We start from the raw sequence: 12,658 nt of genomic DNA, 5'->3' as shown, positions 1-12,658 counted from the left end.
GGGCGCGGGCGGGCTCAGACGCCGAGCAGACCGCGGATCGGGTCGATCCCGAAGTAGACCAGGAACAGCACCCCGACGAGCCACATCAGCGGGTGCACCCCACGGCCCTTGCCGCGCACCACCTGCAGCAGCACCCAGGAGACGAAGCCGGCGCCGATACCGGCCGTGATGGAGTAGGTGAACGGCATGAAGACGATCGTCAGGAACGCCGGGAAGGCGATCTCCATGTCGTCCCAGTCGATCCCGACGACCTGCTGCATCATCAGGAAGCCGACCACCACCAGCGCCGGGGTGGCGGCCTCGTGCGGGACCACCGCGACCAGCGGCGACAGGAACGTGGTCAGCAGGAAGAGCACCCCGGTCACCACCGAGGCCAACCCCGTGCGCGCGCCCTCGCCGACGCCGGAGGCGGACTCGATGTAGGACGTGTTGCTGCTCACCCCACCGGCACCGCCGGCGATCGCGCCGATCGAGTCGACGACGAGGATCTGCCGGGTGCGCGGCGGGTTGCCGTCCTCGTCCAGCAGCCCGGCCTCCGCCCCGACCGCCACCATCGTGCCCATGGTGTCGAAGAAGTCGGCCAGCATCAGGGTGAAGACGAGCAGGAAGAGGGCGGTGAACCCGATCGCCTCCACCGAGCCGAGCAGGCTGAACTCCCCGAGCAGGGAGAAGTTCGGGGCTGCCACCACGCTGTCCGGCAGCGCGGGCACCCCCAGCCCCCAGCCGGTCGGGTTGGAGCCGTCCTGCGCCTGCGGGCCGATCTCGAAGATCGCCTCGACGACGATGGCGAGCACCGTGCCGCCGACGATGCCGTAGAGGATCGCTCCCTGCACCCGCAGCGCCATCAGCACCGCGATCGAGAACAGCCCCACCAGGAAGACGACCGTGGGCCAGCCGGCCAGGAAGCCGCCGACCCCGAGCTCGACCGGCACCGGTCCGGCGGCGGGGCGGCGGACCACCCCGGCGTCGACCAGGCCGATGATGGTGATGAACAGGCCGATGCCGACGCTGATCGCGGTCTTGAGCTGGGTGGGGACGGCACGGAAGACCGCCTCCCGGAACCCGGTGAGCACCAGCACCAGGATGATGATCCCCTCCAGCACCACCAGGCCCATCGCGTCGGCCCAGGTCATCCCGTCCAGGCTCGCGATGCCGTAGGCCACGAAGGCGTTCAGCCCGAGGCCGGTCGCCAGCGCCAGCGGGTAGTTGGCGAACATCCCCATCAGGATGGACAGCAGCCCGGCGATGAGTGCGGTGCAGGCCGCGATGACCGCCAGGTCGCCCCCGGCGAGCAGCTCCCCGGTGCCGTCGGGCACGGTGCCGATGATCAACGGGTTCAGCACCACGATGTAGGCCATCGTGAAGAATGTGGCCAGACCACCGCGGATCTCGCGCGCCGGCGTCGAGCCACGCTCGGAGATCTGGAAGAAGCGGTCGAGGAAGGGCGGGCGCGTGTCACGCGCGGTCGTCGACATGGGGGTTAGCGTAGTGCTGTGACGACCCCCGCCGAGCACCCTGACCAGCGGCACCACGAGGTGCGCGTGCCCGAGGTCGGGCTCCGGACGACGACCGTCCTCACGGTCGGCGTGCTGGCGTGGGCGGTCGTGCTGGCGGTGCTGCTGCTGGTGCCGGGCCTACCCGGTCCGGGGGACGGATGGTGGGTATGGGTGCCGGTGGCCGGGATGGCCCTGGGCACCCTGGCCCACCTCGGGCTCAGAGCTCGCTGAAGACGAGCTCGTTCTCCTCGTCCAGCACCGGGGGGTCGATCTTCTCGGCCGCCCGCTTCTCGACGTCGATCTCGCTGTGCGCCCCGCAGCCGAAGTCGAGAGCGACGACGGTGCCGTCGGCCGGGGACCAGGCGCTGGCGCAGATGCCGAAGTTCGCCCGGAGCGCGCCGGCGAGCGGCAGGAAGAACCCGCACGTGCGGCAGGGGGCCGGGGCCTGACGGGCGCTCTCGCTGCCGGCGCCGTGCTCGCCCTCGTTCCACCGGGTGGCGGCCGCGTCACGGCCCTCGGCGGAGAGCACCCGCGGCCGTCCGAGCCCGAGCTCCCAGAGCGCGACCTCGTCGACGTCCTCCTCCCCGGTGGCCTCGAAACCGGCCTCGAGGTGCGGGTCGTCCTCGGTGAACGGGGTACGGTCCCCCGGGCCGATGTCGCCGGGCGCCAGCCGGTCCGCGTACGGCAGCCACTCCGGGGACAGCAGGGCCCCCTCGCCGGCCACCAGGTGCACCTCGTTGATGGTGGCCCGGCGCGCCCGCGGCACCCGGGACAGGGTGACCGCCCAGCGCCAGCCGGGGTAGCCGCTCGCCGTGCAGGTGAAGTAGTGGGTCACCAGACGGTCGCCCTCGGCGACCGCCCCGAGGTGCTCGCCGACCGTCCCCGGCTCGCCGATCTCCTGCGCGGCGGCCAGGGCCACCTCGACAGCCCCGGAGAGCATGGTGTCGATCTTGGGGGTCGGCATGCGGTCTACTTCCCTGCCTCGAACTGGTCGGCGACCGCGCGCAGGGCCTTGCCCATCGCCGCTCCGTGGGAGCGGTCCGGGTAGTGGCCGCGGCGCAGCGACGTGGACGCCTGGTCGAGCAGGGTGATGAGGTCCTCGACCACGACCACCATGTCCTCGGCAGGCTTGCGGTCACGGATGCTGAGGCCTCGGGACACCGAGGGCGCCGGGTCGATCAGGCGCACGTGCAGCGCCTGGTCCCCCCGCTTGCCCGCGACGATGTCGAACTCGACCTTGCTGCCCCGCTGGAGCGCGCCGACACCCTCGGGCAGCGCGGAGCGCGGCACGTAGACGTCAGCGTTGGGGTTCTCGTCGCTGGACAGGAAGCCGAAGCCCTTGTCCTCGTCGTAGAACCTGACCTTGCCGGTGGGCACGGGGCACCTCACGTGTGTCGATGGTGGAACGGGATCAACTCAGGATATCTCCCAGGACGACGCGGGTCGAACGCGATTCGCGGGGCCGCCCGTGACCCCCGACCCCGCACAGCCGAGCGGGGCACCCCCGGCCTAAGCCGTGGGTGCCCCGCTCGGGCTCGCTACGTCGCCCCGAGCGACTAGACGCGGGCCTCCTCGGCGATGGGGTCGTAGGAGGCGGACTCATCGCCGAAGGCATAGGCGGACTCGCTGTGCTCCGACAGGTCGACCCCGCGGGCCTCGTCCTCCGGGCTGACCCGGAAACCGATGGTCTTGTGGATCGCGAGCGCGATGATGGTGGTCATCACCCCGGTGTAGACGATCGCGAACAGCGTCGCGACGACCTGGGCGACGAGCTGGTCGACGCCGCCGCCGTAGAGCAGGCCACCACCCTCGCCGTCGACCGGCAGGGCGATGAAGCCCAGGGCCACGGTGCCGATGATGCCGGCGACCAGGTGCACACCGACGACGTCGAGCGCGTCGTCATACCCGAACTTGTACTTCAGGCCGATCGCGAGCGCGGCGCCGGCACCGGCCAGGATGCCGAGCGCCAGCGCGCCCAGGGGGGACACGTTGGCGCACGCGGGGGTGATCGCGACCAGACCGGCGACGACCCCGGCGGCGGCGCCGCTGGAGGTGGCGTGACCGTCGCGGACCCGCTCGGTCACCAGGAAGGCGAGCATCGCGGCGGCGGGTGCGACCAGGGTGTTGACCCAGATCAGGCCGGCCTCCTCGGCGGTGCCCGCGGCACCACCGTTGAAGCCGAACCAGCCGAACCACAGCATCGCGGTGCCGATCATCAGCAGCGGCACGTTGTGCGCCTTGTGGAAGCCCTTGGCGCGGAAGTCGGTGCGCGAGCCGATGATGTAGACGAGGACCAGGGCGGCCAGACCGGCGTTGATGTGGACCACGGTGCCGCCGGCGAAGTCGATCGCCTCACCGAAGGTGCTGCCGATGGCGCCGTCCGCGGAGAGCAGTCCGCCGCCCCACACCATGAAGGCGAGCGGGCAGTAGACCAGGGTGACCCAGATCGGCACGAAGATCGACCAGGAGACGAAACGGGTGCGGTCGGCGACCGCGCCCGAGATCAGGGCCACCGTGATGATGGCGAAGGTGGCGCCGAAGCCGATGCCGATCAGGTCGCCGGTGCCGACCGAGCTGGCCAGGCCGAAGTCCGGCACCGGGTTGCCGAGCACGCCGCCGAGCAGGGCCGGGCCGGCGGACATCCCGTATCCCCAGAGGACCCAGACGACACCGACGAGCCCGATGGAGACGAAGGACATCATCACCATGTTGATGGAGGCCTTGGCACGCGCCAGGCCTCCGTAGAAGAATGCGAGACCCGGCGTCATGAGCAGCACCAGCGCTGCCGACACCATGATCCAGACGTCAGTGGTCGAGAGTTCCATCTTTCTGCCTCCTTGTGGGGTGGTGCGACGGAACCCCCCGTGTCACGCCGTCGGGGTGGGGGTGCCATCACCGTGACGCCCAGTCAAGTCGCAGGATGTTTCGGGGAACAGACAGATGGTGTTACGACTGTGTTGCCCAGGTTTCCGTCGCGTAAATCTTTGCTGAACGAGTGAGCCGCTCCCGCCACCAGGAGTCCCGGCCCGGTTCCACGCAATATGCCGCCAGCCGCTCCCGCGACACCGCGCCCCGGGTCGCGTCGGCGCGGGAGACGTCGATCCTGCCGTCGACCGGGAGCAGCGGGGCGGGCACCACGTCCTGCTCGAGCAGCGCGGCGGTGCCCAGTCCGCAGTCGTGCTCCAGCCGGGGCAGCGCCGCGGCCAGCCGCACCCCGAGCGCCAGCCCGACGGAGGTGTCCAGCGCGGAGGAGACGACCGCGGGCAGCCCGGCCCCCTCGACGACGCGCGTCGCCCTAGCCACCCCGCCCAGCGGCGCGACCTTGACCACCACCAGGTCCGCGGCGCCCATCCGCGCCACCCGCAGCGGGTCCTCGGCCCGGCGGATCGACTCGTCCGCGGCGATCGGCACGTCGACGCCGGCCCGTGCCAGCGCCAGCCGCAGCTCGGCGAGCTCCTCGACGCTCGCGCACGGCTGCTCGGCATACTCCAGGCCGACCGCGGAGAGGGCGGTGAGCGCCTCCACCGCCTGGGCGAGCGTCCAGGCACCGTTGGCATCGACCCGGATCCTGGCCGTCGGCCCCAGCACCGCACGGACCTCGCGGACGCGGGCGAGGTCGTCGGCGAGCTGCTGGCCGGCCTCGGCGACCTTGACCTTGGCCGTGCGGCACCGGTCGTAGCGGGCCAGCACCGGACCGACCTGCTCGGGGGCGAGCGCGGGCACCGTGGCGTTGACCCCGACCTCCGTCCGCACCGCCGCGGGGAGCTCCCCCCAGCCCGCCTCGATCGCCGCCCCCAGCCAGCGCGCCGCATCGGCATCGGAGTACTCGGGGAAGGGCGCCCACTCCGCCCAGCCGGAGGGGCCCTCGAGCAGCACCGCCTCGCGGGCCGTCACCCCGCGGAAACGCACCCGCATCGGCAGGCGCACCACGGTGGCGGCGGCGAGCAGGTCCTCGGTCTCGGGGGTCACCCCAGCAGAGTAGGCCCGGATCGCGGACGCCAGGTGTCCTCGCGATGTGCGCCGCCCCTGTCGGACGAGGCGTGCGCACGACACGATGAGGCGCATGACACTCAAGTGGTACACCGTGGTCGTCGACTGCACCGACCCCCAGGCCCTGGCGCACTGGTGGGCGGAGTCGCTGGACTGGACCGTCGTCTACGACACCCCCGAGGAGGCGGTGGTCATCCCGCGGTTCGCCCTGGAGGACGAGCAGCCCGAGCAGGACCTGCAGGCGTGGATGCGCCGCGGCCAGGGCCTGGTCTTCGTGCCGGTCCCGGAGGGCAAGCAGGTGAAGAACCGGCTGCACATCGACCTCGCCCCGCACACCAGCCAGGACCGGGACGCCGAGATCCGGCAGCTGCTGGAGCGGGGCGCCACCACGGTGGACGTCGGGCAGAGCGAGGAGGACACGTTCACGGTGCTGGCCGACCCGGAGGGCAACGAGTTCTGTGTGCTCTCCAGCCGTGACCGCTAGGACGGACACGCCGTGGTGATTCGAACATATGTTTGACTTCACCGCGTGGTTGCGGATATCCTGAGGGAAGAAGGTCGATCGGGGGATCGGCTGTCGGCACCGAGGGGGTGTGGGTCGTGGGACGGACGGATCAGGCGTATGCCGCGTCACCGCTGGCCGACGCGATCGCCTCGTTCCGCACGGCCCTCGCGGGCGCAGACCTCACCGCGCTCGCCGACGACGAGCGGTTGTCGGCGCTGCGCGAGCTGGAGCTGGCGACACGGTCGGCGGCCGCCGTCTCCGTGCGGCTGCAGGTGGACTTCCGGGACAGCCAGGTCGCGGGCCAGGTGCGGGACGGCGTGGCCCGCTCACGGGCGGGCGCCTCGGTGGCCGACGATCTCGCGGCGGTGCGGATGACCTCCCCGGCGATGGCCTCCCGGGAGCTGACCAGCGCCCGGGCGCTGTCGACGGAGATGCCCCGCACCTTCACCGCCCTGCAGGAGGGCAGGATCAGCGGCTTCCAGGCGCGGGTGGTCACCGAGGCCACCGTCTGCCTGTCGACCACCGACCGCGGTGAGGTCGACACCCGCCTCGCACCGCTGCTGACGGGAGCCTCGACCAAGGAGATCGGCGCCCTCACCCGAGGCCTGGTGTACGAGGTGGACCCGGCAGGGTTCGTCCGGAGGGCCCGTCGGGCCGCCGCCGACCGGGGTGTGTCGATCCGACCTGTCCCGGACGTGATGGCCCTGCTCTCCGCCCGGCGGCCCAGGCCGTGGCCTGCCACGCGGCGCTGCACCGGGACGCGGTGGCCCGACGAGCCAGCGGTGACCCGCGGACCCTGGCCCAGCTGATGGCCGACGAGCTGCTGCCCGGCTGACCGGGAGGACCGTGGTCGACGGCATCGACGTCGAGGTCGGTCTGGTGATGACCGACACCGCCTTGCTGGCCGGGACCAACGAGGCGGCCGAACTACAGGGTTATGGGCCGATCCCAGCCGAGCTGGCGCGGGGCCTCCTGCGCCCCTCTGCCACCGGACCGGTCCAGGGCAGTGCGCAGGGTGAGCCCTGCCCCGACGGGATCCGTTGCACCAGCGCTCGGTGCACCCTGGTGCACGGGACGCCCGCGGCTCGGGTGACGTCGGCCGGGCCACCGGCCCTGACCACCACGACCACCCCAGGCGTCGCGAAAGTTGCCAGGGCATGGGTGCGCCGTCTCTACGTCGATCCCGGGACCGGGGTCCTCCGCGACCGCGACCCGCGCCGTCGTCTCTTCACCGGGGGCATCCGGGCGCTGGTCATCGCCCGGGACCGCACCTGCCGCAGCTCCTGGTGCGACGCCCCGCTGCGCACGGTCGACCACATCACCCGCTTCAGCGAGGGTGGGCTCACCACGGCGGACAACGGTCGCGGGCTGTGTGAGCGCTGCAACCTCGCCCGGGAACGGCCCCGGGCGCTGCCTCCACCGCCGGAGCACTACCGGCCCCCGCCACCGCAGCTGCCCGCCTTCGCTACCGGTGACCCGCCCGCCACGCGGCAGCGGTGATCTCGTACCGGACCTCCCCCTGCTCCACCCCGGGCAGCGGGTCGTCCCACTGCCCTTGCCAGGTCCGGACGTGGCGCATACCGAGGTTGCGCATCACCCCGCGCGAGCCCAGGTTCACCGCCATCGTCTCGGCCCAGACCGAACGGACACCCACGGTGTCGAACGCGTGCCCCAGCAGTGCCCGGCCACCCTCGGTGGCCAGCCCGTGCCTCCACCGGTCGCGGCGAACCCTCCAGCCGATCTCCGGCGCACTCCCCCGCACGGGCGCACCGACGTCCGAGTCGCTCCGTCCGAGGTCCCACCACCCGACGAAGGTGTCCCCCTCGAACCCCACCCACCAGCCCAGCCCGAGCGCGTCGGCGGAGGTGTCGGCACACCGCGGCCCCCAGAACGCGTCGATCTCCTCCGGGGTCCTGGCCCTCCCGGTCAGGTACCGCATCACCTCCGGGTCTGCGTCGAGCAGGTGCAGCAGCGGGAGGTGCTCGGCCCGCATCGGTCGCAGCTCCATCCGTGACGTCCGTAACGAAGGTCGGCTCACATCTGCATGCTGGCACGACACCCGGCCCGGCCTAGGTTGACGCCATGGACACCCAGGACTACCTCCGCGAACTCGCCCAGGTGAACCGCAGCGGCTTCGGCTTCCTGCTCGCCTTCGGGGTCACCTGGGGTGTCGCCGCCGTCGTCGGGTGGCGCCTCGGGGACCGGGCCGGTGCCTACGCGGCGCTGTTCCAGGGCATGGTGGGCGTGCCGCTCGGGCTGCTGCTGACCTGGCTGGTGGCGGAGGGGCCCCGTCCGACCGACCCTGCGCTCGGCTCGCTGTCGGTCTACCTCGCTGCGGGACAGCTGCTCGCCCTGCCGCTGGCCGCCGTCCTGGTGGCCACCGGTCGGCACACCCTCGCGGTGGCCACGTTGGCGACGATGCTGGCGGTCCACTTCGTCCCCTACGCCTGGCTGTACGCGACCCCGGTCTACCTCGTCGTCGGCGGGCTCGTCGTCGTGGGTACCGCGGTGCTGGTGGCCACCACCACCCGGCGTGCCTCGACGGGGCCGGTGGTCTGTGCCCTGGTCAGCTCGACCCTCGTCCTCGGGGCCGTGGCCGCACTGGTGACCACCTAGGCTGACCTGCGTGGACGAGCAGAGCACCGACACCGCTGACGGCAACCCCTTCGACCCGACCCGGTGGCGCCCGGTCGAGGACCTGGACGGCCCCACCCTCACCGACGTCACCTACCACCGGCACGTCGACCTGGGGTGCGTCCGGATCGCCTTCGACCGTCCCGAGGTCCGCAACGCCTTCCGCCCGCACACCGTCGACGAGCTCTACCGGGTGCTCGACCACGCGCGGATGAGCCCGGACGTCGGGGTCGTCCTGCTCACCGGCAACGGCCCCTCGGCCAAGGACGGCGGCTGGGCCTTCTGCTCCGGTGGCGACCAGCGGATCCGCGGCCGCAGCGGCTACCAGTATGCGCAGGGGGACACCTCCGACACGGTGGACGCCGCCCGGGTCGCAGCGCAGGGCGGTCGCCTGCACATCCTCGAGGTGCAGCGGCTCATCAGGACGATGCCCAAGGTCGTGATCGCCGTCGTCAACGGCTGGGCCGCCGGCGGCGGGCACTCGCTGCACGTGGTCTGCGACCTCACCGTCGCCTCTCGGCAGCACGCACGTTTCAAGCAGACCGACGCCGACGTCGGCAGCTTCGACGCGGGCTACGGGTCGGCATACCTGGCGAAGATGGTCGGGCAGAAGAACGCCCGGGAGATCTTCTTCCTCGGTCGAGCCTACGACGCCGAGGCCATGCAGCGGATGGGTGCGGTGAACATCGTCGCCGACCACGCAGACCTGGAGACCGAGGCGGTCCAGGCGGCCCGCGAGATCCTGGGCAAGAGCCCCACCGCGCAGCGCATGCTCAAGTTCGCGCTCAACCTCACCGACGACGGCCTGATGGGCCAGCAGGTCTTCGCCGGCGAGGCGACCCGGCTGGCTTACATGACCGACGAGGCCGTCGAGGGCCGCGACTCCTTCCTGGAGAAGCGCACCCCCGACTGGAGCGGGTACCCGTGGTACTTCTGATCCCCGTGGCCCAGCCGGACCGGGGCCGGTGCACAGGTCGGCGCCGGGGCCGTTCCCGGGGTGCCGACCCCGCGCACCGTGCGAGACTGGACGCGTCACCCGAGGACCGTTGCGAGCAGGGAGAACTGTGATGAGACGACCGCTGACAGCCCTCCTGGCCGCTCCCCTCCTGCTGCTCGGTGCCTGCTCCGGGGACGCCGACGTGGTGGAGGTCTCGGCCCCCACCGAGACGGCCGACGAGGAGGCCGGCGCCGACGACGACGGCGCCACCGCGACGACCGCCCCCGCACCGGGAGACGACACCACCGCCACCACCGCACCCCCCGCCGGCGGCGAGGCCGAGGGTGACGCCGCTTCCGGGACCGCCGACGCGACCGGCGACGGGGAGGTCGAGGGCGGCGCCGAGGGTCAGGCCGCCGCCGACCGCGCCAAGGAGTTCCTGCTGGCGCTGGTCGACGCGGACCCCGCGGCCTGCGACCTGATGCTCTCCTTCACCGACACCACCCGCCCCATGCGGGACGTCGACGAGGACCTCGAGCTGTGCCGGCAGCAGCTGCCGGACACGATGGCCGGTGCGGTGGAGGCCCAGGGGCTCGGTGAGGAGGGACGCAGCATCCTCGAGGCGATGCAGATCGTCGGCGCCGACGTCGACGGGGACACCGCCGTCATCGACCAGGACAACTACTCCGAGCTCTTCGCCGAGTCGATGGGCGGGTCGAGCATCACCCTGGTGAAGGTCGACGACGAGTGGTTCGTGGACGTGGACCGCTTCCTCCAGGCCCCGTGAGCGCCGCCGGGCCTGCCCCCCTGCGGGTCACGCCCGGTGCCGGCTGGGCCGACCTGGGCGCACCGCTGACCCGCCTGCTCGCCCACGAGGGGGGCGCCGTCCTGGTGCAGACCTCCGGGTCGACCGGCCGCCCGAAGCAGGTCAGCCTCCCCGCCCGAGCGCTCCGGGCCTCCGGTGAGGCAACCGCGGACGTCCTCGGCGGCCACGGCCAGTGGCTGCTGGCGCTGCCCACCCACCACGTCGCCGGGCTGCAGGTGCTTGCCCGGTCGGTGCTCGCAGGCACCGCACCGGTCGCCCTCGATCCCGGGGCGCCGTTCACCGTGGACAGCTTCGCCGCTGCGGTCGCCCGGCTCGACCCGGACGCGCGGCGCTACGCCTCGCTGGTGCCCACCCAGGTGCACCGGCTCCTCAAGGACCAGGTGGGGGTCCGGGCGCTCCAGGGGCTGGACGCCGTGCTGCTCGGCGGCTCGGCCACCGACCCGGACCTGCTGTGCTCCGCCCGGCAGACCGGGGTCCGGGTGGTCACCACCTACGGCATGTCCGAGACCTGCGGTGGGTGCGTCTACGACGGCATACCGCTGCCCGGGGTGCAGGTCCGGATCGGCGCGCAGCAGCGCATCCGGCTGGGTGGTCCGGTGCTGGCCGACGGCTACCCGGAGCACCCCGCGCTCAGCGCCGAACGCTTCGTCGAGGACACCGACGGGCGCTGGTTCCTCACCGACGACCGGGGGGTCCTCGACCCGGCCGACGGGCGGCTCACCGTCCTGGGCCGGGTCGACGACGTCATCGTCACCGGGGGCCACAACGTCGAACCGGCCGACGTGGAGCGTGCCCTGCGGGCCCTGCCGCAGGTGCAGGACGCCCTCGTCGTCGGGGTCGAGGACCCCGAGTGGGGGCACCGGGTCGCGGCCCTGGTCGTCCCCCCGGACGGCGCGGCAGGCACGACGCCGACCGGCCCGAGCGTCGCCACCCTCCGCTCCGCACTGGCCACCGCCCTGCCCCCGCACGCCCTCCCCCGGCAGGCCGAGGTGGTCCCGGCCCTGCCCCTGCTGGAGAGCGGCAAGCCGGACCGCGCCGCGGCGCGTGATCTGCTCGCCGCGGGTGGCAGAATGGACCTTCACCCTCACTGACCAGGAAGGGGGCGGGACGTGCCTCGCGTCGTCATCGCTGTGGCGTTGCTCGCGTTCACCGTCTACTGCGTCGTCGACGCCGTGCAGACGGAGAGCCGCCGGGTGCGTGGCCTGCCCAAGCTCCTGTGGGTCGCGGTGGTCCTGCTCGTCCCGGTCCTCGGCGGCATCGCCTGGTTGATCGCGGGCAGGCCCCGCAGCATCCTGGACGTCATCTTCGGCACCCGACGCCCCGGCCCACCGCGTGGTCCGCTGGGGCCGGACGACGACCCCGACTTCCTCAGAGACCTGTAGGGGACAGACGCATGGCAACCCTCTCCCAGTGGATCGGGGGCGCTCGTCCGCGCACCCTGCCCGCCGCGATCGCCCCGGTCCTGGTCGGCACCGGCGCCGCCCACGCGCTCGGGGGCGCCGAACCCGGGCTGGCCGTGCTCGCCCTGGTCGTCGCACTCGGCTTCCAGGTCGGCGTCAACTACGCCAACGACTACTCCGACGGCATCCGCGGCACCGACGAGGACCGGGTGGGGCCGGTGCGTCTCGTCGGGCAGCGGCTCGCCGACCCGGCCAACGTCCGGACCGCTGCCTTCGCCGCCTTCTTCGGCGCCTCCGTCGCCGGGCTGGCCCTGGTGGCGCTCTCCGGCGCGTGGCTGCTGCTGCTCCTCGGCCTGGCCGCCCTGTGGGCGGCCTGGCACTACACCGGCGGGGCCAAGCCGTACGGCTACCGCGGCCTCGGCGAGGTCATGGTCTTCCTCTTCTTCGGGCTGCTCGCGGTGCTCGGCACCACCTGGACCCAGGCCCAGCAGCTCGACCTCGCCGCCTACGCCGGGGCGGTCGGGTGCGGCCTGCTGGCCAGCGCCATCCTGGTCACCAACAACCTGCGCGACCTGGAGGGCGACCGCGCCGCCGGCAAGCGCACCCTCGCGGTCCGGATCGGCTTCCGGCGCACCCGCCGGCTCTACGCCGCGCTCGTCGTCGGCGCCCTGCTGGCCGTCGTCGTCGCCGCGCTCGCGCACCCGTGGGCCCTGCTCGGGCTGCTCGCCGCACCGCTGGCGTGGCGACCGGTGCGGCTGGTCACCAGCGAGGCCTACGGTCCCGCCCTGCTGCCGGCCCTGGTGCAGACCGGGATCCTCCAGCTGGGGTATGCCGTCGCGCTGACCGCCGGTCTCCTGCTCTCCTGAGCGG

At 72.8% G+C, this 12,658-nt stretch carries 16 protein-coding genes; 10 read left to right on the top strand and 6 right to left on the bottom strand.

Annotated features, from left to right (window positions below):
* Positions 1-14: 14 nt before the first annotated feature.
* Complete coding sequence (locus tag ACI3EY_RS03555; protein ID WP_405039435.1) at positions 15-1,475, bottom strand: NCS2 family permease; 1,461 nt, start codon at positions 1,473-1,475, stop codon at positions 15-17.
* 18 nt (positions 1,476-1,493) lie between these two features.
* Between ACI3EY_RS03555 and ACI3EY_RS03550 the strand changes: the two genes are divergently transcribed.
* Entirely contained in the window at positions 1,494-1,727 is a 234-nt protein-coding gene (locus ACI3EY_RS03550; RefSeq protein ID WP_405039434.1) for a hypothetical protein, read from the top strand.
* Here ACI3EY_RS03550 and ACI3EY_RS03545 read toward each other — a convergent pair.
* From ACI3EY_RS03545 to ACI3EY_RS03530, 4 genes are all read right to left on the bottom strand, one after another.
* Positions 1,714-2,460 carry a DUF3027 domain-containing protein gene (locus ACI3EY_RS03545; RefSeq protein ID WP_405035747.1) on the bottom strand — a complete coding sequence of 249 codons (747 nt, stop codon included), beginning with the start codon at positions 2,458-2,460 and terminating at the stop codon, positions 1,714-1,716. The two genes, ACI3EY_RS03550 and ACI3EY_RS03545, sit on opposite strands and share 14 nt — an antisense overlap.
* Before the next feature lie 5 nt (positions 2,461-2,465).
* The gene (locus ACI3EY_RS03540; RefSeq protein ID WP_405035746.1) at positions 2,466-2,873 is read right to left on the bottom strand and encodes a cold-shock protein; all 408 of its coding nucleotides are present in this window, start codon (positions 2,871-2,873) and stop codon (positions 2,466-2,468) included.
* Between the two features lie 179 nt (positions 2,874-3,052).
* Positions 3,053-4,321 (bottom strand): ammonium transporter, encoded by a 1,269-nt coding sequence (locus ACI3EY_RS03535; protein WP_405035745.1) that lies wholly within the window; start codon positions 4,319-4,321, stop codon positions 3,053-3,055.
* Positions 4,322-4,442: 121 nt separating this feature from the next.
* Entirely contained in the window at positions 4,443-5,465 is a 1,023-nt protein-coding gene (locus ACI3EY_RS03530) for an o-succinylbenzoate synthase (RefSeq protein WP_405039433.1), read from the bottom strand.
* A 94-nt stretch (positions 5,466-5,559) separates the two neighbouring features.
* Here ACI3EY_RS03530 and ACI3EY_RS03525 point away from each other — a divergent pair, with 94 nt between their 5' ends.
* The 3 genes from ACI3EY_RS03525 (at position 5,560) to ACI3EY_RS03515 (ending at position 7,491) form a co-directional block, all read left to right on the top strand.
* Positions 5,560-5,970 (top strand): VOC family protein, encoded by a 411-nt coding sequence (locus ACI3EY_RS03525; protein WP_405039432.1) that lies wholly within the window; start codon positions 5,560-5,562, stop codon positions 5,968-5,970.
* A 116-nt stretch (positions 5,971-6,086) separates the two neighbouring features.
* Positions 6,087-6,800: a DUF222 domain-containing protein gene (locus tag ACI3EY_RS03520; protein WP_405039431.1), complete on the top strand. Its 714-nt coding sequence runs from the start codon at positions 6,087-6,089 to the stop codon at positions 6,798-6,800.
* 37 nt (positions 6,801-6,837) lie between these two features.
* Entirely contained in the window at positions 6,838-7,491 is a 654-nt protein-coding gene (locus tag ACI3EY_RS03515) for an HNH endonuclease (RefSeq protein ID WP_405039430.1), read from the top strand.
* On the opposite strand, the gene ACI3EY_RS03510 is transcribed toward ACI3EY_RS03515, so the two are convergent.
* Positions 7,457-7,999: a GNAT family N-acetyltransferase gene (locus ACI3EY_RS03510; protein ID WP_405039429.1), complete on the bottom strand. Its 543-nt coding sequence runs from the start codon at positions 7,997-7,999 to the stop codon at positions 7,457-7,459. The genes ACI3EY_RS03515 and ACI3EY_RS03510 overlap by 35 nt on opposite strands.
* 74 nt (positions 8,000-8,073) lie before the next feature.
* Here ACI3EY_RS03510 and ACI3EY_RS03505 point away from each other — a divergent pair, with 74 nt between their 5' ends.
* From ACI3EY_RS03505 to ACI3EY_RS03480, 6 genes are all read left to right on the top strand, one after another.
* On the top strand, positions 8,074-8,607 hold the full coding sequence (locus ACI3EY_RS03505) for a DUF7010 family protein (protein WP_405039428.1): 534 nt from the start codon (positions 8,074-8,076) through the stop codon (positions 8,605-8,607).
* A 10-nt stretch (positions 8,608-8,617) separates the two neighbouring features.
* On the top strand, positions 8,618-9,562 hold the full coding sequence (locus ACI3EY_RS03500; protein WP_405035739.1) for a 1,4-dihydroxy-2-naphthoyl-CoA synthase: 945 nt from the start codon (positions 8,618-8,620) through the stop codon (positions 9,560-9,562).
* Between the two features lie 130 nt (positions 9,563-9,692).
* On the top strand, positions 9,693-10,349 hold the full coding sequence (locus ACI3EY_RS03495; RefSeq protein WP_405039427.1) for a hypothetical protein: 657 nt from the start codon (positions 9,693-9,695) through the stop codon (positions 10,347-10,349).
* On the top strand, positions 10,346-11,479 hold the full coding sequence (gene menE, locus ACI3EY_RS03490) for an o-succinylbenzoate--CoA ligase (RefSeq protein WP_405039426.1): 1,134 nt from the start codon (positions 10,346-10,348) through the stop codon (positions 11,477-11,479). Before ACI3EY_RS03495 ends, menE begins: the two co-directional genes overlap by 4 nt.
* A gap of 18 nt (positions 11,480-11,497) precedes the next feature.
* Positions 11,498-11,770, top strand: a complete 273-nt coding sequence (locus ACI3EY_RS03485; RefSeq protein ID WP_405035736.1) for a PLDc N-terminal domain-containing protein — start codon at positions 11,498-11,500, stop codon at positions 11,768-11,770.
* Positions 11,771-11,781: 11 nt separating this feature from the next.
* Positions 11,782-12,654, top strand: coding sequence for a 1,4-dihydroxy-2-naphthoate polyprenyltransferase (locus ACI3EY_RS03480; protein WP_405035735.1), 873 nt, complete (start codon positions 11,782-11,784; stop codon positions 12,652-12,654).
* Positions 12,655-12,658: the final 4 nt, after the last annotated feature.

Origin of the sequence: Serinicoccus shuyuelongi (assembly GCF_045032955.1) — a bacterium.
GTDB lineage: Bacteria > Actinomycetota > Actinomycetes > Actinomycetales > Dermatophilaceae > Ornithinicoccus.
This window is presented reverse-complemented; position numbering and strand designations above follow the sequence as displayed.